The sequence below is a fragment of the Massilia sp. LXY-5 genome (assembly GCF_059801075.1).
Genome location: NZ_JBNNEH010000003.1, coordinates 112698 through 134116 on the forward strand (window position 1 = coordinate 112698; position 21419 = coordinate 134116).

The window sequence follows — 21419 nt, forward strand, 5'->3', positions numbered from 1 at the left end:
ATGGAGCACGACATGAACAAGCAACCGGGAGCCGCGGCCGAGCAGGGCGGCCATGCCACAGGACAGCCGCAAGTGCAGCCGCAAGAGGACAAAGCATCCGGGGCGGAGGACTTCGATGCCCTCGCGGGCAAGAAACCGGAAGACCTGACGCCCGAAGAATTGCGGCTGATGGCCGACACGATGCCGGGCGAGGGGCCGGGCGACTGATCTAGCGCGGCTGCAGGGCGATCACGGCCATCCCGGCCAGCGCCAGGCCGGCCCCGGCCAGGTCCCAGCGGCTCAGCGGGATGCCGTCCACGAAGCGTAGCCACAGCAGGGCCACCGCGATATACATGCCGCCGTAGGCCGCATAGGTGCGGCCGGCGGCAGTCGGATGCAGGGTCAGCAGCCAGGCGAACAGGGTCAGCGATGCGGCGGCCGGCAGCAGCAGCCAAACGGATTTACCTTGCTTGAGTATCAGCCAGGGCAGATAGCAGCCGACAATTTCGGCGAGGGCGGTGAGGGCGAAGAGGGCGGTGAAACGGATCAGGTCCGGCATCTACATCAGCTTTCAGGATCGTAGTAGAACTCGCGCAGCTCCTGTGCACAGCGGCAGGCCGCAGCGAGCCTGGCCGCCCACCGAACAGCATCCGGTCTGGACGGCAGTTCGAGTACGCAAAAGCCCCCATCGAACTCTCGGGTCTGGGGGTATGTCCCGGTTGTGTAGCTCGCGTCCGCTGCAATCATGACTGGGGCGACCTCACTGTTGATTCCGCCGCCAAACACGTAGACCCCGGCGGCCTTTGCCTCGCGGATAACCGCGTGTGACGCTTCAGCGACAGCAGGCATGTCCTCGGCGGGAACGTCCATCGCGCTCGCGGGGAAGGAAACAAGAAACTTTGTCATGGGCCGCTCCTCGGTGATGACGTTTTACGTACAAAAAGTGACAGGAGGCTGGTCTGGCGGGTGGACTTGGTGAACTGTGCGCGTCCGATTTCTGGTTTGGTAGCGTCTGCTTGCGACCCGAAGCGGACATAGCAGGGCGTTTTAGCGACGTACTACTAGCCGGCTAAAGTGTGCCTACGAAACCTCCCATTTTCTAAACCAACGCGTACTGCATCGCTCAAGCGGAAACTGAGACGCCAAACAAAGATCGTGGCAATGCCCTCTTGTAAAGCGAATTCTTAGCGGGAGGCGAACTGCATATTGGCGATGATGTCCGGCTCGTTGGGCATCAACACTGCGCTTATAGGCTCGGAAGTTATATCACTCAGGTGGGTAAACCACATATTACGAAACTGGCTGCGGAAGGCTAATGGAACGGGATCTCGGGAAGGAAGCCTGAGATCCATCCAGAAAGGGCCTGAGGCGACTCCAGGTGTAGTACAAAATTCGTTGACGGAAAAGTAAATAATTGAGTCTATGCTCGAGTATTGTCCCGCTAACGTATTGGCGAGTATGTAACTCATCATTAAAGGTGTGAAAAGGGAGTTGCCGTCGTTCACCAACAAAAGAAGTCCTTTCGCGTTTGGCGCGGAAAAGTATCTTTTCGTGTCCCGAAGTTGTCGGTTTGCTTTTCTAAGCGTACTTGTTTCGAGTTTTCGTTTAAGTTTAGAGACAAACTCTCGCGCACATGTGAGTGGAAGATCTTGGAGATTTAACTTGATTTTTCCTTTCGCCGGGGGCAATAGACCTCGTTGAACCCATGAGGCGTGCAGCGCGTTCAAAACGTTCTTGAAAACGAAATCTGTTGCGAGGTCTTCAGTAAGGCACTTTAGTTCCGCCACTATATTTTGCTCAGGGAACCAATAGTCGGCATTGTTAGGAAATCGAGGCTGCGGCAAAACCTCGTCCAGCACCATTCCATTAAGGCGTTTAACGCAGAGTGCCAATTCGCTACTTACGTCTACACGCATGATGCCCTCTTCAGTTAGTGTGTGGTCCTGGCCGATTGCGGACCTATTGTAACGTCCGCTTCCCACCCATTGTGGACGGCCAAGAGCGACCAACAGATGAGTTGCCGCTCAACTTTGCTTCAAGTTCGCGTACTCGACTACACAATGCGATCGTCGACGCTTGCGATAACCAAATGCTGCTAACTGCGAAGCAGCGGTAACATTTCAAGTCGCGCGAACTGGGCGGTAATCTTTAGAGAGGAGACTAGCATGGGCTATAGCAGGCTGAAATCCCACGTAGAGCTATGCGGCCATAGCCGCTGCGTTAAGGAAATTTTTGTTTGATTTTTTGGGTGCGCTTTGTGTTTTAACATTCGTTTCCATTGGACACTATGCTGCCTTGCCGCGTGGTACGTTGATTCTGGTGATATCGCGACGCGATCAGCGCGTGGGCTGCTTCCCCAACGCGCTGACATTGCTGGCTGCACGCCTCGGGCGCTATGAGCAATAGCGGCGGCCCAATCTATAATTGGCTACGTAGTGGCCAAGTGACGACTTTCCCATTTGGTGCTCTCACGATCAGTCTTTGCATAACAAAACCGTCGCTTCGGGCCATGTTTATCTGTGCACGAATGCGCGTCACAAGCTGCTTAAGGTGGGACTTCAACCAAGTGGGATCGTTTCCATCGCAAAGCTCGATCTCCCATTCGTAGAAATCCCTGCCTCGCGCACCGATATGAATATCACTGACCGCGGCGCCTTGAAAATAAAAATTGATTGCGCGTCGAAGATACCGCTTCCACTGCAGAGCTTCCTTCGCCCCGGGACCAGAAGGCATATCAAACTCCGGGAAGCATGAGGGTGCACTGGTTAAACACTGGTTATGCTGAACCCGAAAGTTGACCGTCTTGATGCTCTTGGTATGATTGCATGTCCTACATAGAGTTTGTAGATTGGCAAGCGTATTGTCACCGCCTACGTAGCTTGGCGCGACATGATCAATCTGCAGCAAGCGCCGGTTGTCTTCTCCGCAGCAGAGACACGCAAATCCGTCGCGGCGCTTAACCTGCAATTTGACATCTTCCGTTGGTTCCCGGGCTGGAATCACTTCTCGAACCGGCGAGGTCAAACGCGGTGCTGTAGATCGTGGCAACTGGATGCGATTTACGCACCCGTCAAAGTGCGACTTGAAACGATCGAAGTTGGAATAAAGTGTTGGCCAGTAACGGTCCGAGCGGAGATACTCGGTGTACAGTGCTTCTTGAACTTCGCGAAGCGTTAGCCCCCGGTTGATGAACGTTTCGGCAACGACATCCAGATCGTGCCCAGTTCGTTCTTCAAAGAGGATGAACTCGGGCGCGGCGCCATCATTCTGTGCCATGTGGCGAGCGATGTCCAACAGAGACTTAAGCAGTTCCTCCTGATGACGCGATTCAGTCTGCGCAAAAAATCTAGATGACCACGTTTCCAGACTTTCCTTCACGTCTGTCAGCGTAAGGCTTTCGCTCGCGAACCCAGTAAGATTGAGTTTTTTCAAGTGGTTAACGAGAGACTCGAAGCCCAGCTTACAGTCGTCAAACACCATCACGAGGTCGCGGACCGTCTCCGTGTCGTCAGTGCCATCGACCAATGAGTCGTATTGAGTCCGGTACCAGCCCACCGGCATTAAGGACAAGAACGGACCCGGCGTAACGGTAATACCGGAGTCCATCGTTTGCGCGAGACTGTGGATAAGGCTAACGGAAATTAAGCTTAGTGGGGGGCGCTTTGCATATTCATCTACGTCGTCGATTGTATCCCCTGACTCGAGTTGACTGTAGTCCGCAAAATTGATGCGGTGCTGCCAGTTGTCGGTAAAAGATACAATATAAGCAATCTCTGTACCCCCGAATTTTGGTCCACGTAACGCTCGGCCCACCATTTGTGTCGCCAATATGCGACTGGTGGTCTCACGTGTGAGAAAGACGGTATTCACCGATGGAACGTCGGTCCCTTCGGTTAGCATCTTAATGTTGATGATGACGTCTAGCTCTCCCTTTTTAAAGGATTCCAAGACCTTCCCATTGTGCCCCTTTTCACGCATGTTCCTGCCAGCGGCGGTCGCTTTCGATGCATCGACATGGGAGTAAACCGCGCCGGCGCGTACGCCTCGCCTGCGTAATACTTCACACAAGAATTCGCATTGATGCCAGCGCTCGGCAAAAATGATCGTCTGGCCATATTTCTTTCGGTTCTTTACATATGCTTCCGCAATCAGAGTGTTTCGTTTCTGATTTCGGGCGAGGTTGTCGATAACGCTTTCAGGCAGGTCGCGATACGTACCGACCCATCTCTCGAATTCGCGCTCATTGAAACTTGGAGTGAAGTCGGTATGGGTTCGTTCGAAGATGGGCTTGGCCAGAACGCCGGAAGCGATAAGCTTGCTGGCACTCACCTGATAGATGATCTCCTGCGGGAAAAGGTCCTTTAGCCAACCCTTTTTCCGCTCGTCTGTATAGGTCGGTGTTGCGGTAAGCCCTAGAAGATACATCTTCTGGTGGTGCTTTCGCAAATCATTGATGAGTGATCGATAGCCTGGCGCTGGAGCATGATGCGCCTCGTCAAAGACGACGAACAACTTTTCCCCTGCCGACGCGAGAAAATCGCTTAGCCCAGCCAAGTGGCCGCGATTTTCCCACGCGAGCCGCAAGGTTTGGAGTGTAATGATGAGAACATCATCCGATCGCTTGACTGTGCTAACTGGACAATGTTCAGGCGTACCTGAGACAACGCGAATCGTAAGCGTGCTTTTGGGTTCGGCTATCAGGCCAACCTCAACGCCTTTCCTGTTCGCCTCATCTTCGTCCAAGGGAGCGAAACTTTGGTAGGCCTGGTCGAGCAAATGATGCGTGTGAGCGAGCCACAATACTTTATAGCCCCGCGATAAGGGGCCATTGCAAAGGAAACGGACCGCGGTGAAAGTCTTCCCCCCGCCAGTCGGAAGCACAACAATACCCCCTGCCTCCGGCATGCGAGAGGCGGACCGAAACCAGGTATGAAGCTTCCCTAACGCGTCCTGCTGGTGGACCGCCGCCTTCTTGTTTGACGGGTGCAACCGTGCGCTTTCGAGATCAAACGTCCGACAATAATCACTTCCAAATTCCGGACGAGAGGCTGGCCCGCCCCTCTCCATTACCTCAATTTTGCTGGATGGTTCCGGCTGTGGGTTTGCAGAGGTAACGTGGCTTCTCATCGAGATCCTCTTAAAGCATTTCTAAAAAATACAGAACAGGATAAGGCGCTGACCGGTAAGCAAGGTCAGATCGCGCTAGTTTAAGATTAGTCTGGCCTGCTCGGTAAAACCCAATTTTTCACCCTTGGCGGTCACCAACCATTGAAGCAACAGGCGAAAATTGATGTTAACTGACGACATGGTAGAGGTTTTACTAAAGTAAGCAGGCATAACAATGTTTAGCCGATCCAAGAAGTAAGGACGGGCTTAGGTTCGTTATGCGTGACGTCACAATGCTTGAGAACCCTGGAAGTTTCATGCTCTTCGCACCGGCTAATTGAAACCTCGACAATACTCTTTGCCGGTGAGTTGGAGTAGTGACAAACGTCCTTTTCGCTCTAGTACAAATGACTAACTTAGGTTCCAGTTGCAGCTTCCAGTCGCCGATTGCCGCCTGGTGCATCCTGGCCTTCACCTCGGGATCACTGTACATCAGATGAGGGCTATGCTGGCGGCACTCGCATTGAAGGCGCAGAACCTCAATGCCGCACTGCTCTGATTCCTTGAAGGCCAGCGCGGAGCCACATTCCCAGGAAGGAAGTCGATCGATATGCGAAGGTCTCCTTCTGGCCGATTGCAGGCAGCCCGAGCGGCCAAGTGTACGAAGTTGTTGCTATCAAAGCAAGTATGACGCTTTATCGGCCGGTTTAATACGCGTTCTGCATTCCCTATCAGCAGCTGATCATTATTGCTTCAGCAATATTTATATGTCAGCATGGAGGATCACTTTCGCGGACATCCACCCATGCACCAACTGACCCGTCTTGCCCTCGCCGGCGCGCTTGCCTCCAGCGCCGCCTTCGCCTCTGCCCAGACCACCGAACTGGATCGTCCGGCCACGACCTTCCCCTACACGCCGGGCCTGGACGTCAGCGCGATGGACAAGAGCGCCGATCCCTGTGTCGATTTTTACCAGTACGCCTGCGGCGGCTGGATGAAGAACAACCCGGTCCCAAGCGACCAGGCGCGCTGGTCGGTCTACAGCAAGCTGGCGCAGGATAACCAGCGCTACCTGTGGGGCATCCTCGACGGCCTGGCGAAACAGAAAGAGGGCCGCAACGCGACCCAGCAAAAAATCGGCGATTATTTCGGCGCCTGCATGGACGAGGGCGCGATCGCCAAACGCGGCGCCGAGCCGCTTGCGCCTTTCCTCACCCAGATCGACAGCATGGCCTCGATCCGCGAACTGCCGCGCGTACTGGCCGGGCTGCAACTGGCCTTGTCGAGCGAGGATTTCTTCTTCGGGTTCAGCTCGAACCAGGACTTCGGCGACTCGACCCGCGTGATCGCCTTTGCCAGCGGCGGCGGCCTGGGTTTGCCGGACCGCGACTATTACCTGAAAACCGACGCGCGCTCCAAGGAAATCCGCGCCAAGTACGAAGCCCACGTGCGCACGATGTTCGGCCTGATCGGCGAATCGGAAGCGAGCGCCAAACGTTCGGCCGCGACCGTGATGCGCCTCGAAACCGCGCTGGCCCAGGCCTCGCTGACCCGGGTCGACAAGCGCGACCCCTATAAACTGTTCCACAAGACCGACCTGAAAGGCCTGCAGGCGATGACGCCGGGTTTTGATTGGAAAAGCTATCTGGCAGCCGCCGGCCAGCCGGGCATCAAGACCTTCAACGTGACCGAACCGAAGTTCATGAAGGCGTTCAGTAAACAGCTGCGCGCGAACGACCTGGTGGCGGTCAAGACCTATCTGCGCTGGCATGTGCTGAAAAGCCTCTCTCCGGCGCTGGCGCCGCAGTTCGACCAGCCGCATTTCGCCTTCTTCAGCCAGACCCTGCGCGGTGTCGAGAAACAGCCGCCGCGCTGGAAGCGTTGCGTGCAGCTGGTCGACGCCCAGCTGGGCGAAGCGCTGGGCCAGGAATTCGTCAGCCGCGCATTCTCGCCGGAACTGAAGGCGAAATCGCTGCACATGACGCGCCAGGTGGAAGAGGCCATGGCCAAGGACATCGAGTCGCTCGACTGGATGAGCCCGGACACGAAGAAGCGCGCCCGCGAAAAGCTGGACGCCATCGTCAACAAGATCGGCTACCCGGACACCTGGCGCGATTATTCGGCCTTCGAGGTCCGGCCCGACGATTTCACCGGCAACGCGATCCGCGGCACGCAGTTCGAGAACCGGCGCCAGCTGGCCAAGATCGGCAAGCCGCTCGACCGCAGCGAGTGGCTGATGACACCGCCGACGGTGAACGCCTATTTCAATCCGCAGATGAACGACATCAACTTCCCGGCCGGCGTGCTGCAGCCGCCGCTGTTCGATCCGAAGATGGACGACGCGCCCGGCTACGGCAACACGGGCGGCACCATCGGCCACGAACTGACTCATGCGTTCGACGACGAGGGTCGCCAGTTCGATGCCAGGGGCAACCTGAAAGATTGGTGGACCAAAAAGGACGCGAAGGAATTCACCGACCGCGCCCAGTGCATCGTCGACCAGTACGCGGGCTACACGGTGGTGGACGACATCAAGATCAACAGCAAGCTGACCCTGGGCGAGGATGTGGCCGATCTGGGCGGTGTGATCCTCGGCTGGATGGCCTGGAAGACGCAGATGGCGAGCATGCCTCAGCAGGCGCAGCCTGCGCGTGATGGCCTCACGCCGGAGCAGCGTTTCTTCGTCGGCTATGCGCAATGGGCCTGCGAAAACGACCGTCCTGAAAACCTGCGCGTCACCGCCATGACCGATCCCCATTCGCCGGGCAAGTACCGGGTGAACGGTGTCGTGATCAACATGCCGGAGTTCGAGAAGGCCTTCGCCTGCAAGCCGGGGCAGCCGATGGCGGCGCTGAAGCGTTGCCGGGTCTGGTAAAAGCTGCATCCCGGCCGCGGTCGGGACGTCCTGCGAACGAAGACAGCCCGGAGGCCATCGCTGGCCTCCGGGCTGTTTTTATTCAACGCTGCACTGATCAGTGCTGGTCGATCTTGCCGCGCCATGCGCCCGTTTCGGAGCCGCGCTTCTCCAGCATTTCCTTGTAGTTTTGCAGGTTCGAGCGCGTTTCCATGCGCACCGCCCCAAGGGCGTCGCCGATGGCTTCCAGCGCACCGTCCGGCTGGTAATCCATCTGCAGCGTCACGCGGGTGACGTTGTCCGAGATTTTATGGAAGGTTACTACGCCGGCATTGTGCACGCCGCCGATGCTGCGCCAGGCGATGCGCTTGTCGGGAATCTGCTCGGTGATTTCCGCATCCCATTCCTTGTCTTCGCCGGCAATATTCGCTTTCCAGTGCAGGCGCTTGTCGTCGAGCTGGCGGATCTCCTTGACGCTCTTCATGAACTGCGGGAAGTCCTCGAACTGGGTGAACTGGTTGTAGGCCGTGCGCAGCGGGACGTTCACTTCGATCGCCTCGATGATCGACGAATCGCCGTTCTGGGTGCGGCCCTTCTTCATTTGTTTCGACAACATCATTCCGCCGACTGCAAGTGCGGCGACCGTCACGACTCGATTCAACATAGGTTTCTCCTTTGGTGACAACAATGGATATTGGACCACGCGATGCATCGCGTATTTGTCGTTAAGTTAAGCGAATTTCTGAACAGGTGGCGCGCGGGAGGGATGCGTGCCGTTACTGCTGAGTTAAATGAAGATATCGAAAGATAGAGCGGCTTTTTCGATTTTCGCTTGGAAATTGCTCATGCATGGTGCGTGGGAAATTGACGAATCCATGCATGAGATGCAGCACGAGCGGTGGGACATCGGCGGCCAGCCCGCTGCGCTCAATGCGAAATATTCTTTCAGAATACGAGCTCGGTCGAAATTTTCTGTCAACACTGAACAGTTTCTACGCGTGACTGGATGGGCATACAGTAGATCCCGGCGCTATAATGGCCGCATGAATCTCCTTCACAACCTCAATCCCGAACAATTGGCAGCCGTTACGCTGCCCTCGCAAAGTGCGCTGATCCTTGCCGGCGCCGGTTCGGGCAAGACCCGCGTCCTGACGACCCGTATTGCCTGGCTGCTCCAGACCGGACAGGTGAGCCCGGCCGGCATCATGGCGGTAACGTTTACCAACAAGGCGGCGAAGGAGATGCTGACCCGCCTGTCGACCATGCTGCCGGTGAACACGCGCGGCATGTGGATCGGCACCTTCCACGGCCTGTGCAACCGCCTGCTGCGCACCCACTACCGCGACGCCGCGCTGCCGCAATCGTTCCAGATCCTCGACTCGCAGGACCAGCTGTCGATGATCAAGCGGTTACTCAAAGCGGCAAACGTCGACGATGAAAAATATCCGGCCAAAAACCTGATGTACTTCATCAACAACGCGAAGGACCAGGGACTGCGCGCGGGCCAGGTCGAGGCCTACGATCCGATCGAACGCAAGATGGTCGAGCTCTACGAACTCTACGACCAGCAATGCCAGAAAGAAGGCGTGGTCGATTTCGCCGAGCTGCTGCTGCGCTCCTACGAGCTGCTGTCGCGCAACGCGCCGCTGCGCCAGCACTACCAGATGCGTTTCAAGCACGTGCTGGTCGACGAGTTCCAGGATACCAATGACCTGCAGTACAACCTGCTCAAACTGCTGGCCGGGCATGGCGAGCAGGTCGGCGGCGCCATCTTCGCCGTCGGCGACGACGACCAGAGCATCTACGCCTTCCGTGGCGCCAACGTCGGCAACATGTCGGCCTTCGAGCGCGATTTCCATGTCAAGAACCTGATCAAGCTGGAGCAGAACTACCGCTCGCATGGCCACATCCTCGACAGCGCCAACTACCTGATCGCCAACAACACGAAGCGTTTGGGGAAAAACCTGCGTACCGATGCGGGGCAGGGCGAGCCGGTGCGCATCTATGAAGCATCGTCGGATCTCGAAGAAGCGCAGTGGATCATCGAAGAAGCCAAAAGCCTGATGGGCGAAGGCCTGGAGCGCAAGGAAATCGCGATCCTGTATCGCTCGAACGCGCAAAGCCGGGTCATCGAGCACGCGCTGTTTGCGGCCGGCATTCCCTATACCGTCTACGGCGGCCTGCGCTACTTCCAGCGCGCCGAGGTCAAGCATGCGATCGCCTATCTGCAGCTGATGGACAATCCGCACAACGATTCCGCTTTCCTGCGCGTCGTGAATTTCCCGACCCGCGGCATCGGCGTGCGCTCGATCGAGCAGCTGCAGATGGCGGCCGATACCTATGGCATCTCGCTGTACGCGGCCGTGCCCTACATGACGGGCAAGGCCGGCACCTCGCTCGGCGGCTTCGTGAAACTGATCGAGGGCGCGCGCTTCGAGACCCAGCAGCTGGCGCTGCCGGAAATGGTGCGTGTCGTGCTCGAGCGCAGCAACCTGCTCACCCACTACGCCAACGAAAAAGAAGGCGCCGACCGTATCGAAAACCTGGAGCAGATGGTCAACGCGGCGACCCAGTTCGTGCAGGAAGAAGGCTTCGGCCAGTTCGCGCCGGCCCACCTGGGTCCGCCCTCGCAGGCGCAGGCCGGCGACGCGGTCGTGTACCAGGACGGCATCGAGATCATGGATGCCGACACGCCGCTGCCGCAGGTCATGTCGCCGCTGTCCGCCTTCCTCGCCCACGCCTCCCTTGAAGCGGGGGATGCCCAGGCCCAGGCGGGGCAGGACGCGATGCAGCTGATGACGGTGCACTCGGCCAAGGGCCTGGAATTCGATGCCGTGTTCATCACGGGTCTGGAAGAGGGCCTGTTCCCGCATGAAACCAGCGCCCGCGAGGCGGACGGCGTGGACGAAGAGCGGCGCCTGATGTATGTGGCGATCACGCGCGCACGCAAGCGTTTATATATGAGCTTCACCCAGCAGCGCATGCTGCACGGCCAGACCCGTTTCAATATGAAATCGCGCTTCTTCGACGAGCTGCCCGAAGAAGCCCTGAAATGGCTCTCGCCGCGCGTGCAGAGCCACTGGTTCGCCAACAAGAAGGCGGCGACCGCCTGGGACGACGCCGCCTTCCGCAACGCCGGTAGCGACAACAAGATCGCCGCCCAGATCACCCAGAAATCGGGCGGGGGCTCCGGCTGGCGCATCGGCGAAGCGGTGGCGCATGCCAAGTTCGGCGAAGGCGTGATCGTGAATATCGAGGGTGGCGCCGGTGCGGCGCGCGCGCAGATCAACTTCGGCGCGGCCGGGATGAAAGTGCTCGATCTGTCGGTGGCGAAACTGGAGCGGATCGCCCGCTAAGGGGGCCTTGCGTAGGGTGGGCATTCATGCCCACGCGGTGATACGCAACGGCTCCGACTTCGTACCTGATGACCGCGCCCCCGCGTACTGCTCCGATTGCATGCTCGATTATCGTGCCGTCGCGTATCACCGCGTGGGCGGAGATCCGCCCACCCTACAACAGCTTCACTTGTCGAGGTTGACGCGCCCTGTCGCCGGCATCTCCACCGGCTTCCCGAAAATCTGCCGATACCCCGCATACATCGCGCACTGCAGCAGCAGCACGAACAGGAAGATCAGCCACATGATCGCCACGCGCGCCAGGCTCGTGCCGCCCAGCACCAGCGCGACGATGAAGCAGATGCCGAAGAAGATCGCGAACCAGGCCATCAGCAGCACGATGAACACGCGCGCGCTTTTCAGGACGGCGAAGAAACTGTAAAAGGTGGCCTTGCCCGGCCCCATTTGCTGCCAGTAGGTGAGCGGCGCGGCAAAGGCCAGTGCGATCAGCACCGCCACGTCCAGCAGGAAAATGCCGAACATGGCCAGCAGGTCCGAAGCTTGCACCTGCGGCGGCGCGGCCGGGTCCACCGGCTGCGACACCTGCTGCCAGAAGCTCGGGTCGATCGCGACCTTGGTGAGCAAGGTCAGCAGCAGCGAGGCGCCGAGGTAGATCAGGCCGATCTTGCACAGCGGACCGATGACCGGCTTCCTGAAGCCGGTCAGCAGTACCGGGGGCGTGACGCGCTCGCCGTTCTCGATCATCAGGCAGGCCTTCATGAAAGCCATCGAGAACGAGGGAATCAGGACCACGGCCACCATCTTGCCCAGCAGCGGCACGGCGCTGATCAGCAGGCTGAACAGGATGTTGGCGAACAGCAGGGTCGTCAGCGCGGCGGGTTGTTTGCGGAACAGGCCGGTGCCTTGCTTCAGCCAGTTCCAGCCGGTAATTGCGGGCATGTTGTTCATTCGAAATTAGCCAGGCGCGGTGCGGGCGTCGCAATGCGCTCGCGCAGGATGCGCTCGAAATGGGTGGGGTCGTGGGGCGTCAGCATCTCGGCCTCGCGCGGCACGTAAAAGTCGTACAGGCGCGACAGCCAGAAGCGCAGCGCCGCGGCGCGCAGCATCGGTTGCCAGGCAATGTCTTCCGCATCGGTGAACGGGCGCACGGCGCGGTAGCTGGCCAGCAGCGCATTCACGCGCGCCTCGTCGAGCTCGCCGCTGTCCAGGTCGATGCACCAGTCGTTGACGGTCACGGCCAGGTCGAACAGCCAGGTGTCGACGCCGGCAAAATAAAAGTCGAAGCAGCCGGTCAGCTTTTCGCCGACGAACATCACGTTATTACGGAACAGGTCGGCGTGGACCGGGCCGCGCGGCAATTGCGCGTAGACGGGGCTGGCTGCGAACTCTGTCTGGAACGTGACTTCATCGTGCAGGAAGCAGGCGTTCGCGGGCGTCAGATAGGGCAGCACGAGCGGCGTGGTGGCCTGCCACCACGCCAGGCCGCGCAGGTTCGGCTGCTGCATCGGGAAGTCGCTTGCTGCCAGGTGCATGCGCGCCAGCATCGTACCGACCTCCGCGCAGTGCACCGGTTGCGGGTCCATCTGCGAGCTGCCCTCGAGTTTACTGACGATGGCGGCCGGCTTGCCGTGCAGCGGCACCACGAGGTCGCCGACGGCATTCGGCACCGGCGCCGGCACCGGGATGCCGCGCTCGGCCAGGTGGCGCATCAGTTGCAGGTAGAAGGGCAACTGGTCGAAGTCGAGGTTCTCGAAGACCGTCAGCACATACTCGGCACGCTCGGCGCCGCGCTGGGTCGTCAGGAAGAAATTACTGTTTTCGATGCCGGAGGCAATGCCCTTGAGCGCCACTGCCTGGCCGAGAGGAAACTGTTTCATCCACTGGGTGAGGTCATCCAGTGTTACCGCCGTGAAAACTGCCATGGTGCGAGAGGGCTTGAAAGTCTGAGGTGGAAAGAATCTGGGCGCGCGGGCGCAAGCGCCTGCCTGGCAGCTGGATCAGCGGGTAGCGGGCAGCGGCGGTGGCGGCGGAATGTCCGCCGGCTTCGTCATCTGGACAGTTGCCGGCGGCACCTTGACCTTCGGTGCGCCTGCAGCGCCGATCGAGCTGGCGGTCACGCTGCCTGGCGGCGCCGGCGCCGTGGTTCCCGCAGCGGCAGCAGCAGCCTCGGCATCGGCCGCCTTTTTCTTCCCGTTCAGGTCGAATTCCATCACCTGCCATTGCGGTGCGCGGAAGGCGCTGCTCTGTGCATCGCCCGGCACCGCGTTGCCGGCGGGCTGGTTCGGCTTCAGCGTATAGTGGCTTTTGCCCGCCTGGACTTCGACTTCGGTCACCTGGCCATTGTTGCGCTTTTCCTTGATCCGGGTGCCGCGGCGCGGTTCGATCTTCGTGGCCGGCTCGTCGCTGCCCGGTTCGATGCGTTCGGTCTGCGGCTGCCCGCTGGTCGCAGCAGGTGCGGCCGGCGAGGTTTGTCCGGTCTGGGCCGTTTGTGCGTACACTGCGCCGGCGCAGGCCAGCAGGGCGATCGACAGGGTCAGGCGGGGAAGTGTGCGCGGCATGATGGTCACCTAATATCGTTTGAACCATTGTAACAAACACAGTGCCTTCCCTGTGAAATGTGTGCCGGCGACCCCATATAAGAGCTCAGCCGCAGCCTTCCTGTTGTGCTTTCTTCATGCCGATTCTGCGATAATGTACCACCCGCTTGCGGACCCACTTTTGGCTCTTCGCCGCTTCACCCTACACCTATGCAAAATACCCTGCTGCTCGTCGACGGTTCCAGCTATTTGTACCGCGCCTTCCACGCCTTGCCCGACCTGCGCGGCCCGGACGGCCACCCGACCGGCGCCATGCACGGCATGGTCAACATGCTGCGCCGCCTGCGCGCCGACTATCCGGCCGCCTACATTGCCTGCGTCTTCGACGCGAAAGGTAAAACCTTCCGCGACGATATGTACCCCGAGTACAAGGCGACCCGCGCCTCGATGCCGCCCGACCTCTCCAAGCAGATCGAGCCGATCCACGAAGTAGTGCGCCACATGGGCTGGCCGATCCTGATGGTAGAAGGAGTGGAGGCCGACGACGTGATAGGCACCCTGGCCGTGCAGGCCGCCGCGAAGGGCATGCACACCATCGTCTCGACCGGCGACAAGGACCTGGCACAGCTGGTCAACGACAAGGTCACGCTCATCAATACGATGAGCAACGAAAAGCTCGACGAAGCCGGCGTGTTGACGAAATTCGGCGTGCCGCCGAACCGCATCATCGACTACCTGACCCTGATCGGCGACACCGTCGACAACGTGCCGGGCGTGAACAAGTGCGGCCCGAAGACGGCCCTGAAATGGCTGGCCTTGCACGGCTCGCTCGACGGCGTGATCGAAAACGCGCACACGATTACCGGCGCCGTCGGCGAAAACCTGCGCTCGGCATTGGAATGGCTGCCGCAGGGACGCCAGCTGATCACGGTAAAAACCGACTGCGACCTGATGGGCCACGTGATCTCGATCGAGGAAAGTTTAGTGGCGCGTCCGGAAGACACGGATGCGCTGCGCGACTTTTTCAATCGCTACGGCTTTAAAACCATGCTGCGCGAACTGTCGCAAACGCCGGCCGGCGGCCCTGTCCTCAATTCGCCGGAAGGCGCACAGGACACGCTGCCCGGCATGCCGATCATCAAGGGCGAATACGAACTGGTGACGACCTGGGAGCAGCTCGATAAATGGCTGGCGCTGGCCGATGCGGCCGAGCTGACTTCGGTCGATACCGAAACGACTTCGCTCGACCCGATGACGGCGCAGATGGTCGGCATCTCCTTGTCCGTCGAAGCGGGCAAGGGCGCCTATATCCCGGTGGCGCACCGCTATGCCGGCGTGCCGGAACAGCTGCCGCGCGAAGAGGTGCTGGAACGCATGCGCGGCTGGCTGGAAAACCCGGACAAGCCGAAGCTGGGCCAGAACCTGAAGTACGACATGCACATTTTTAACAACCATGGGGTGACCTTAAAGGGCATCGTCCACGATACGCTGCTGCAGTCCTACGTGTTCGAGTCGCACAAGCCGCACGACATGGACACGATGGCGATGCGCCACCTCGGCTACACGACGATTCCTTTCGTCGACGTCTGCGGCAAGGGCGCCAACATGATCTGTTTCGACCAGGTCGAACTGAATCGCGCGACCGAGTACGCGGCCGAGGATTCCGACATCACGCTGCGCCTGCACCAGACCATGCTGCCGCACGTGGAAAAGGATGCGGGCCTGAGCTTCATCTACAGGAACATCGAGCTGCCGACCCAGATCGTGCTGCAGAAGATCGAGCGTAACGGCGTGCTGATCGACGCCGCGAAACTGGAAGCGCAATCGCGCGAACTGGGCGCGCGCCTGGTTGAACTCGAAGCCAAGGCCTACGAGATGGCCGGCGGCCCGTTCAACCTCGGCTCGCCGAAACAGATCGGCGAGATCTTCTTCGTGAAGCTCGGCCTGCCGGTCATCAAGAAGACCGCCACCGGCGCGCCCTCGACCGACGAAGAGGTGCTGCAAAAGCTGGCCGAGGATTTTCCATTGCCGAAGGTCCTGCTCGAGCACCGCAGCCTGTCGAAGCTGAAATCGACCTATACCGACAAGCTGCCGAAGATGGTCAATCAGAGCACCGGCCGCGTGCACACCAACTACGCGCAGGCAGTTGCCATCACGGGCCGCCTGGCCTCGAACGATCCGAACCTGCAGAACATCCCGGTGCGCACCGGCGAAGGCCGCCGCATCCGCGAAGCTTTTGTTGCGCCGCCGGGCAGCGTGATCGTCTCGGCCGACTACTCGCAGATCGAGCTGCGCATCATGGCCCACATCTCGGGCGACGAAGCGATGCTGAAGGCGTTTGCCGAAGGCGTCGACATCCACCGCGCGACCGCCGCCGAAATCTTCGGCGTCGCCCCGGACGAAGTCGATTCCGAGCAGCGCCGCTACGCCAAGGTCATCAACTTCGGCCTGATCTACGGCATGAGCGCCTTCGGCCTGGCCCAGAACCTGCAGATCGAGCGCGGCGCCGCCGCCAACTACATCGACCGCTACTTTGCCCGCTTCGCCGGCGTGAAGCAGTACATGGACGAGACGCGCCTGGCGGCCAAGGCGAAGGGCTATGTCGAGACCGTGTTCGGCCGCCGCCTGTGGCTCCCCGAGATCAACTCCCCGAACGGCCCGCGCCGCGCCGGCGCCGAACGTGCCGCGATCAACGCGCCGATGCAGGGCACGGCCGCCGACCTGATCAAGCTGGCGATGATCGCGGTGCAGGGTTGGCTGGAGTCCGAAAAACTCGCCACGCGCATGGTCATGCAGGTGCACGACGAACTGGTGCTGGAAGTGCCGGAAGCCGAGCTGGAACTGGTGAAGGCGAAGCTGCCGGAGCTGATGGCGGGTGTCGCCGAACTGAAGGTGCCGCTGGTGGCCGAGACCGGCGTGGGGCCGAACTGGGAAGCGGCGCACTAAGCCAACGGAGGAACGGATGAATACCAAATACAGTGCGCTGGTCGTCGGCGCCAGCGGCATCATCGGCAACGCGGTCGTGCGCGAACTGCAGGGACGTCCCGACTGGCAGGTCCGTGCCTTGCCGCGCACCCTTGTCGACGGCGTCGAAACCATCAAGGCCGACCTGCTCGACGCGCAGGCTACCGCGCGGGCCCTGGAAGGCGCGCGCGACACCACCCACGTGTTCTACGCCGCGCTCAAGAGCGGGACCGACCTGCTGGACGAAGAGCGGATCAACGGCGGCATGCTGCGCAACCTGCTCGACGGCCTGAAAAGCGTGGGGGCGCCGTTACAGCGCGTCGTCCACTACCAGGGCGCAAAGGTCTACGGCGTGCACCTGGGTGCAACCCAGGCCCCGTTCTATGAGGACGATCCGCGCCACCTGACCCCGAATTTTTATTATGCCCAGGAAGACCTGCTGCGCGAGCGCAGTGCCGCCGGCGAGTTCGAGTGGTCGATCCTGCGCCCGGACGTCGTGGTCGGCGACATCGCCGGCAACCCGATGAACATCGTGATGGTGATGGGCGTGTTCGCCGCGCTGAGCCGGCAAGCCGGCGTACCGCTGCGCTTTCCGGGCACCCAGAAAGTGTATTCCGGCGTGCTGGCCCAGACCACGGATGCCGACTGGATGGCGCGCGCCAGCGTCTGGGCCGCGCTCGACCCGGCGGCGCGCGGCGAGGCTTTCAACCTGGTGAACGAGCCGTTTCGCTGGGAGCGCGTCTGGCGCCACGTGGCTGCAGCCTTCGACATGGAAGTCGGGCCGCCGCAACCCTTGTCGCTGGCGCAGCAGATGCCGCTCAAGGCCGACGCCTGGGAGCGGCTGGTGCGGCAGCACGGCCTGCGCACGCCACCCTTCGAGAAACTGGTCGGCTGGTGGTTCGGCGACTTCGTGTTCAACACCGAATTCGACATGGTGTCGGACATGGGCAAGATCCGCCGCGCCGGCTTCACCGAAGCGGTGGAGACCGAAGCGACGATCGTCCACGCCATCGAGCGCTTGCGTGCGAAGGGCCAGTTGCCCTGATCCGAAGTCCACTCGCCGCGACGGCGAGTGGACCAGGCCGGATCAGCCGGCCACCGCCTTCGGCTTGTCCTGCGGCCCGACCCCGTCCGTCACCTGCGCAGGCCCACGCCCGCGCACGAACACGAGGGTCGTCAGCGCCGCCAGCGCCGCGAGGCCGGCGAGCGCATACAGCCCGCCTTCGAAACTGCCGGTCGCATCCTTGATCCAGCCCACCGCATACGGTCCGACGAAGCCGCCCAGGTTGCCCACCGAGTTGATGAAGGCGATCCCGCCCGCCACCGCGGTGCCGCTCAGGTAAGCCGAGGGCAGGGGCCAGAACGGTCCCTTGCAGCCGAGGATGCCGACCGCGGCCAGCGCGAGCGACAGGATAGCCCAGATCCCGCCGCCGAAGGCCGCCGCCATGTACAGGCCGAGCGCGGCCATCACCATGGTCAGCACCAGGAACCAGCGGCGTTCCTTGGTGCGGTCCGACCAGTAGCCGATGATCAGCATGCCCGCGCAGCCGACGATATAGGGCAGCGAAGTCAGGAAGCCGACGGCCAGGTTGCTGAAGCCTTGCCCCTTGATCATCTGCGGCAGGAAGGACGACAGGCCGACGTTGGCGCCGGTGGCGCAGAAGTAGACGAAGCTCAGCGCCAGGATGGCCGGATTCGTGAACACGGCGCGCAGCGAGGAGGTCTGTTGCACGGTGCCGGCCATCTCGCGGTCGGCCGCAAGCTGGCCCTCGAGCCAGGTCTTTTCGGCAGGCGTGAGCCACCTGGCGGCTTCCGGGCGGTCGGTGAGATAGCGCAGCACGGCCCAGGTGGCCAGCACGGCGGGTATGCCTTCGATGATGAACAGCCACTGCCAGCCCTTGAGGCCCTGGTATCCATCCAGTCCGAGGATCCAGGTCGAGAGCGGCGCGCCGACCGCGATCGACAGCGGGATCGAGAGCATGAAGGCGGCGATGATGCGGGCCCGATAGCGCGCCGGGAACCAGTAGGTCAAATACAGCACCACGCCCGGGAAGAAGCCCGCTTCGGCCGCGCCGAGCAGGAAGCGCATGATGAGGAAGCTGTCCGGTCCCCGCACAAAAGCCATGCCGGTCGAGAGCAGGCCCCAGGTGAACAGGATGCGCGCGATCCAGCGCCGGGCGCCGACTTTTGCCAGCATCAGGTTGCTGGGCACCTCGCACAGGCAGTAGCCGAGGAAGAAAATGCCGGCGCCCCAGCCATAGATATAGGCGGAGAGGCCCAGGTCCTTGTTCATCGTCAGCGCGGCGAAGCCGACGTTGATGCGGTCGATATACGACAGCACATACAAACCCATGAGCAAGGGCACGAGGCGCCAGAAAATCTTGCCCATCACTTTCTTTTCGATTGCGGTTTCCATCGTTGTCTCCTGATTGTTGCGCGCGTCCGTTTCGAGGGGACGCACGCAGCCGCCTCGCTCCTCTTGCGGGAGCTGCGCTGGCGTTGGTTGGTGGATCGGGGGAGGGTTGAATCAGTCGCGGTAGGACGTGTCGCGGCGGTCGAGCAAACGCAGCATGGCTGGCCACTCCATGATGCCATACGGCCTGCGCACATGCGGCTCGAACTGGTTGGCCGTCTTCTCGATGACCTTCTGGGGCGGCACGATCAGGGCCGCATTGCATGCCAGCGCGTCGAGCTGCACCTTGCAGGCGTTCTCCAGCCAGTACATCGTGTTGAAGGCCTCGGCGACGCTCGGGCCGCAGGTCAGCAGGCCGTGGTTCCGCAGGATCATCACGTCCGAGCTTCCGAGGTCGGCCACCAGGCGCTCGCGCTCGTCCACGTCGACCGCGACGCCTTCGTAGTCGTGGTACGCCACCTTCCCGAAGCGCATGTTCGTCTGCGCGATCGGCAACAGGCCGCATTCCAGCGCCGATACCGCCATGCCCGCCCGCGTGTGGGTGTGGATCACGCAATCGACGTCGGCGCGCGCGCCGTGGATCGCGCTATGGATCACGTAGCCGGCCTGGTTGATGCCATAGGTCGGGTTCGGGTTGAGCAGGATGTCGCCCGCCAGGTTGATCTTGACGAGGCAGGAGGCGGTGATTTCCTCGTACAGCATCCCGTACGGATTGATGAGGAATTCGCCTTCGGCGCCGGGGACGTGGCAGGTGATGTGGTTGTAGATCAGGTCGGACATGCCGAAATGGGCGACCAGCCGGTAACAGGCGGCGAGGTTGACGCGCGCTTCCCACTCGGCTTCCGAGACCAGGCTGCGGACGTTCTGTACTGGGTTGTTCATGGCTCTTCCTTGACGGGACAACAAGATAATGAGGCTGCATTGTCAAACAAATTTTTGAATGGATACAGGCCACATTCTTAGCTTTGAACAATAGGAAAATTATCTTCCCGCTTCAGGGACCGGACTTCCGGTGCTAGACTCCGGCCATGGATACCCGATTCTTGCAAAGCTTTGTCGCCGTCGTCGAATGCGGCTCGATGGCCGAAGCGGCGCGCCGGCTGGACCTGACGCCGGCCGCCGTCGCCGCTCGCATCCGTACCCTGGAGGAGGAGCTGGGCGTGGCCCTGGTCATCCGTTCCGGCCGCGCTGTGAAACCGACCGAAGCGGGCCTGCAGATCCTCGACCAGTCACGCGGCGTGGTCAGGAGCGTGACCGACCTGCGCGCCGCCGCCGTCGACCGCGACGGGCTCGGGCAGCTGCGCCTCGGCAGCTTTTTCTCGGCCGCGACCTCGATCGTTTCGCCGGTGCTGGAGAAGCTGTACGCCGACCATCCCGAGCTGTCGGTGTTCGTCGACGTCGGCCATTCGGTCGACATCTCGGCCAAGGTGATGGCTGGCGAGCTCGATGCCGCGATTGTGGTCGAGCACCAGTTCGCGATTCCGAAAAGCTGCGAGTGGCATGCGCTGACCGAAGAGCCGCTGGTGGTGATCGCGCCCGCCCGCTTCACAGGCGAGCAGGATGCGCACGCCTTGCTCCGCTCCGAGCCCTTCATCCGCTACGACCGCCGCATCTGGGGCGGCCGCCTGGCCGACCGCTATCTGCGCGAGCGCAACATCCAGCCGCGGGTGCGGCTCGAGATCGACGGCCTGATGACGATTGCCACCTTCGTCAGCCGCGGCCTGGGGATCTCGCTGGTCGTGGACTGGGCGCCGATGTGGACCTCGAACCTGGCGCTCACCCGCATCGCCCTGCCGGGTGACGCACCGCTGCGGCGCATCGGCCTGCTGCGCACCGTACGCGGGCCGCGTGACAGGCTGGTCGACGAGGTGCTGCGGCATGCGATGACGGTATGCGGCACGGGAGGCGGACCTTCCTTGCTCCGGCCTGATTCAAGGTGACGAGCCGGTCAGCCTGAAACCGGCGTACCCAGGTAGTTGTCCTTCACCCGCACGTAATGTTCCGCCGAATAGCGCAGGTACGCGATCTCCGCTGCGCTCAAAGGCCGGATTTTTCCGGCGGGCCGTCCCATGTACAGGAAGCCGCTCTCCAGGGTCTTGCCTGGCGCGACCAGGCTGCCGGCGCCGAGCATGACCTGGTCCTGCACGATGACGTCGTCCATGACGATGCTGCCCATGCCGACCAGGGAGGGCACCGGTACGGCTGGCCCC

Annotated in this window: 16 protein-coding genes and 1 pseudogene; 6 read left to right on the forward strand and 11 right to left on the reverse strand. The window is 61.1% G+C overall.

What is annotated here, in order from left to right; genetic code table 11:
* Positions 1-12: 12 nt before the first annotated feature.
* Positions 13-207, forward strand: a complete 195-nt coding sequence (locus ACI48I_RS09510; protein WP_193687135.1) for a hypothetical protein — start codon at positions 13-15, stop codon at positions 205-207.
* Position 208: 1 nt separating this feature from the next.
* On the opposite strand, the gene ACI48I_RS09515 is transcribed toward ACI48I_RS09510, so the two are convergent.
* The 4 genes from ACI48I_RS09515 to ACI48I_RS09530 all read right to left on the reverse strand — a co-directional run bounded on the left by ACI48I_RS09515 (position 209) and on the right by ACI48I_RS09530 (position 5106).
* The gene (locus ACI48I_RS09515; protein ID WP_498574023.1) at positions 209-538 is read right to left on the reverse strand and encodes a YnfA family protein; all 330 of its coding nucleotides are present in this window, start codon (positions 536-538) and stop codon (positions 209-211) included.
* 5 nt (positions 539-543) lie between these two features.
* Positions 544-885 (reverse strand): YciI family protein, encoded by a 342-nt coding sequence (locus ACI48I_RS09520; RefSeq protein ID WP_498574024.1) that lies wholly within the window; start codon positions 883-885, stop codon positions 544-546.
* Between the two features lie 278 nt (positions 886-1163).
* A complete protein-coding gene (locus ACI48I_RS09525) occupies positions 1164-1895 on the reverse strand; it encodes a hypothetical protein (RefSeq protein ID WP_498574025.1) in 732 nt (243 codons plus the stop codon).
* Between the two features lie 502 nt (positions 1896-2397).
* Positions 2398-5106 (reverse strand): DEAD/DEAH box helicase family protein, encoded by a 2709-nt coding sequence (locus tag ACI48I_RS09530; protein ID WP_498574026.1) that lies wholly within the window; start codon positions 5104-5106, stop codon positions 2398-2400.
* 784 nt (positions 5107-5890) lie between these two features.
* Here ACI48I_RS09530 and ACI48I_RS09535 point away from each other — a divergent pair.
* Positions 5891-7960: a M13 family metallopeptidase gene (locus ACI48I_RS09535; protein WP_498574027.1), complete on the forward strand. Its 2070-nt coding sequence runs from the start codon at positions 5891-5893 to the stop codon at positions 7958-7960.
* Positions 7961-8057: 97 nt separating this feature from the next.
* Here the strand turns inward: ACI48I_RS09535 and ACI48I_RS09540 are convergent, their stop codons facing one another.
* A complete protein-coding gene (locus ACI48I_RS09540; RefSeq protein WP_193687129.1) occupies positions 8058-8603 on the reverse strand; it encodes an SRPBCC family protein in 546 nt (181 codons plus the stop codon).
* A 379-nt stretch (positions 8604-8982) separates the two neighbouring features.
* On the opposite strand from ACI48I_RS09540, the gene ACI48I_RS09545 reads away from it, so the two are divergent.
* Positions 8983-11295 (forward strand): UvrD-helicase domain-containing protein, encoded by a 2313-nt coding sequence (locus ACI48I_RS09545; RefSeq protein WP_193687128.1) that lies wholly within the window; start codon positions 8983-8985, stop codon positions 11293-11295.
* Positions 11296-11460: 165 nt separating this feature from the next.
* On the opposite strand, the gene ACI48I_RS09550 is transcribed toward ACI48I_RS09545, so the two are convergent.
* From ACI48I_RS09550 to ACI48I_RS09560, 3 genes are all read right to left on the reverse strand, one after another.
* Positions 11461-12234: a BPSS1780 family membrane protein gene (locus tag ACI48I_RS09550; protein ID WP_227496589.1), complete on the reverse strand. Its 774-nt coding sequence runs from the start codon at positions 12232-12234 to the stop codon at positions 11461-11463.
* A 5-nt stretch (positions 12235-12239) separates the two neighbouring features.
* Positions 12240-13217 carry a homoserine kinase gene (locus ACI48I_RS09555; RefSeq protein ID WP_193687126.1) on the reverse strand — a complete coding sequence of 326 codons (978 nt, stop codon included), beginning with the start codon at positions 13215-13217 and terminating at the stop codon, positions 12240-12242.
* 75 nt (positions 13218-13292) lie between these two features.
* Entirely contained in the window at positions 13293-13853 is a 561-nt protein-coding gene (locus tag ACI48I_RS09560; RefSeq protein ID WP_498574028.1) for a hypothetical protein, read from the reverse strand.
* 189 nt (positions 13854-14042) lie between these two features.
* On the opposite strand from ACI48I_RS09560, the gene polA reads away from it, so the two are divergent.
* Complete coding sequence (gene polA / locus ACI48I_RS09565) at positions 14043-16778, forward strand: DNA polymerase I (RefSeq protein ID WP_498574029.1); 2736 nt, start codon at positions 14043-14045, stop codon at positions 16776-16778.
* Positions 16779-16794: 16 nt separating this feature from the next.
* Complete coding sequence (locus ACI48I_RS09570; RefSeq protein WP_498574030.1) at positions 16795-17841, forward strand: SDR family oxidoreductase; 1047 nt, start codon at positions 16795-16797, stop codon at positions 17839-17841.
* Between the two features lie 42 nt (positions 17842-17883).
* Here the strand turns inward: ACI48I_RS09570 and ACI48I_RS09575 are convergent, their stop codons facing one another.
* Together ACI48I_RS09575 and ACI48I_RS09580 are read right to left on the reverse strand one after the other, a co-directional pair.
* Positions 17884-19212: an MFS transporter gene (locus ACI48I_RS09575; protein ID WP_498574031.1), complete on the reverse strand. Its 1329-nt coding sequence runs from the start codon at positions 19210-19212 to the stop codon at positions 17884-17886.
* 111 nt (positions 19213-19323) lie between these two features.
* Entirely contained in the window at positions 19324-20091 is a 768-nt protein-coding gene (locus tag ACI48I_RS09580) for a class II aldolase/adducin family protein (protein WP_193687121.1), read from the reverse strand.
* A 146-nt stretch (positions 20092-20237) separates the two neighbouring features.
* Between ACI48I_RS09580 and ACI48I_RS09585 the strand changes: the two genes are divergently transcribed.
* Positions 20238-21149: a LysR family transcriptional regulator gene (locus tag ACI48I_RS09585; RefSeq protein ID WP_193687120.1), complete on the forward strand. Its 912-nt coding sequence runs from the start codon at positions 20238-20240 to the stop codon at positions 21147-21149.
* Between the two features lie 8 nt (positions 21150-21157).
* Here the strand turns inward: ACI48I_RS09585 and ACI48I_RS09590 are convergent.
* Positions 21158-21394, reverse strand: a pseudogene (locus ACI48I_RS09590) (gamma carbonic anhydrase family protein); the annotation flags it as partial.
* Between the last annotated feature and the right edge of the window lie 25 nt (positions 21395-21419).

Bases quoted from the DNA above. Each gene is read 5' to 3' on its own strand.
- ACI48I_RS09570 (WP_498574030.1), top strand. From the start codon at position 16,795: ATGAATACCAAATACAGTGCGCTGGTCGTCGGCGCCAGCGGCATCATC.
- ACI48I_RS09580 (WP_193687121.1), bottom strand. From the start codon at position 20,091: ATGAACAACCCAGTACAGAACGTCCGCAGCCTGGTCTCGGAAGCCGAG.
- ACI48I_RS09525 (WP_498574025.1), bottom strand. From the start codon at position 1,895: ATGCGTGTAGACGTAAGTAGCGAATTGGCACTCTGCGTTAAACGCCTT.
- ACI48I_RS09510 (WP_193687135.1), top strand. From the start codon at position 13: ATGAACAAGCAACCGGGAGCCGCGGCCGAGCAGGGCGGCCATGCCACA.
- ACI48I_RS09560 (WP_498574028.1), bottom strand. From the start codon at position 13,853: ATGCCGCGCACACTTCCCCGCCTGACCCTGTCGATCGCCCTGCTGGCC.
- ACI48I_RS09555 (WP_193687126.1), bottom strand. From the start codon at position 13,217: ATGGCAGTTTTCACGGCGGTAACACTGGATGACCTCACCCAGTGGATG.
- ACI48I_RS09530 (WP_498574026.1), bottom strand. From the start codon at position 5,106: ATGAGAAGCCACGTTACCTCTGCAAACCCACAGCCGGAACCATCCAGC.
- ACI48I_RS09575 (WP_498574031.1), bottom strand. From the start codon at position 19,212: ATGGAAACCGCAATCGAAAAGAAAGTGATGGGCAAGATTTTCTGGCGC.
- ACI48I_RS09515 (WP_498574023.1), bottom strand. From the start codon at position 538: ATGCCGGACCTGATCCGTTTCACCGCCCTCTTCGCCCTCACCGCCCTC.
- polA (WP_498574029.1), top strand. From the start codon at position 14,043: ATGCAAAATACCCTGCTGCTCGTCGACGGTTCCAGCTATTTGTACCGC.
- ACI48I_RS09545 (WP_193687128.1), top strand. From the start codon at position 8,983: ATGAATCTCCTTCACAACCTCAATCCCGAACAATTGGCAGCCGTTACG.
- ACI48I_RS09550 (WP_227496589.1), bottom strand. From the start codon at position 12,234: ATGCCCGCAATTACCGGCTGGAACTGGCTGAAGCAAGGCACCGGCCTG.
- ACI48I_RS09540 (WP_193687129.1), bottom strand. From the start codon at position 8,603: ATGTTGAATCGAGTCGTGACGGTCGCCGCACTTGCAGTCGGCGGAATG.
- ACI48I_RS09520 (WP_498574024.1), bottom strand. From the start codon at position 885: ATGACAAAGTTTCTTGTTTCCTTCCCCGCGAGCGCGATGGACGTTCCC.
- ACI48I_RS09535 (WP_498574027.1), top strand. From the start codon at position 5,891: ATGCACCAACTGACCCGTCTTGCCCTCGCCGGCGCGCTTGCCTCCAGC.
- ACI48I_RS09585 (WP_193687120.1), top strand. From the start codon at position 20,238: ATGGATACCCGATTCTTGCAAAGCTTTGTCGCCGTCGTCGAATGCGGC.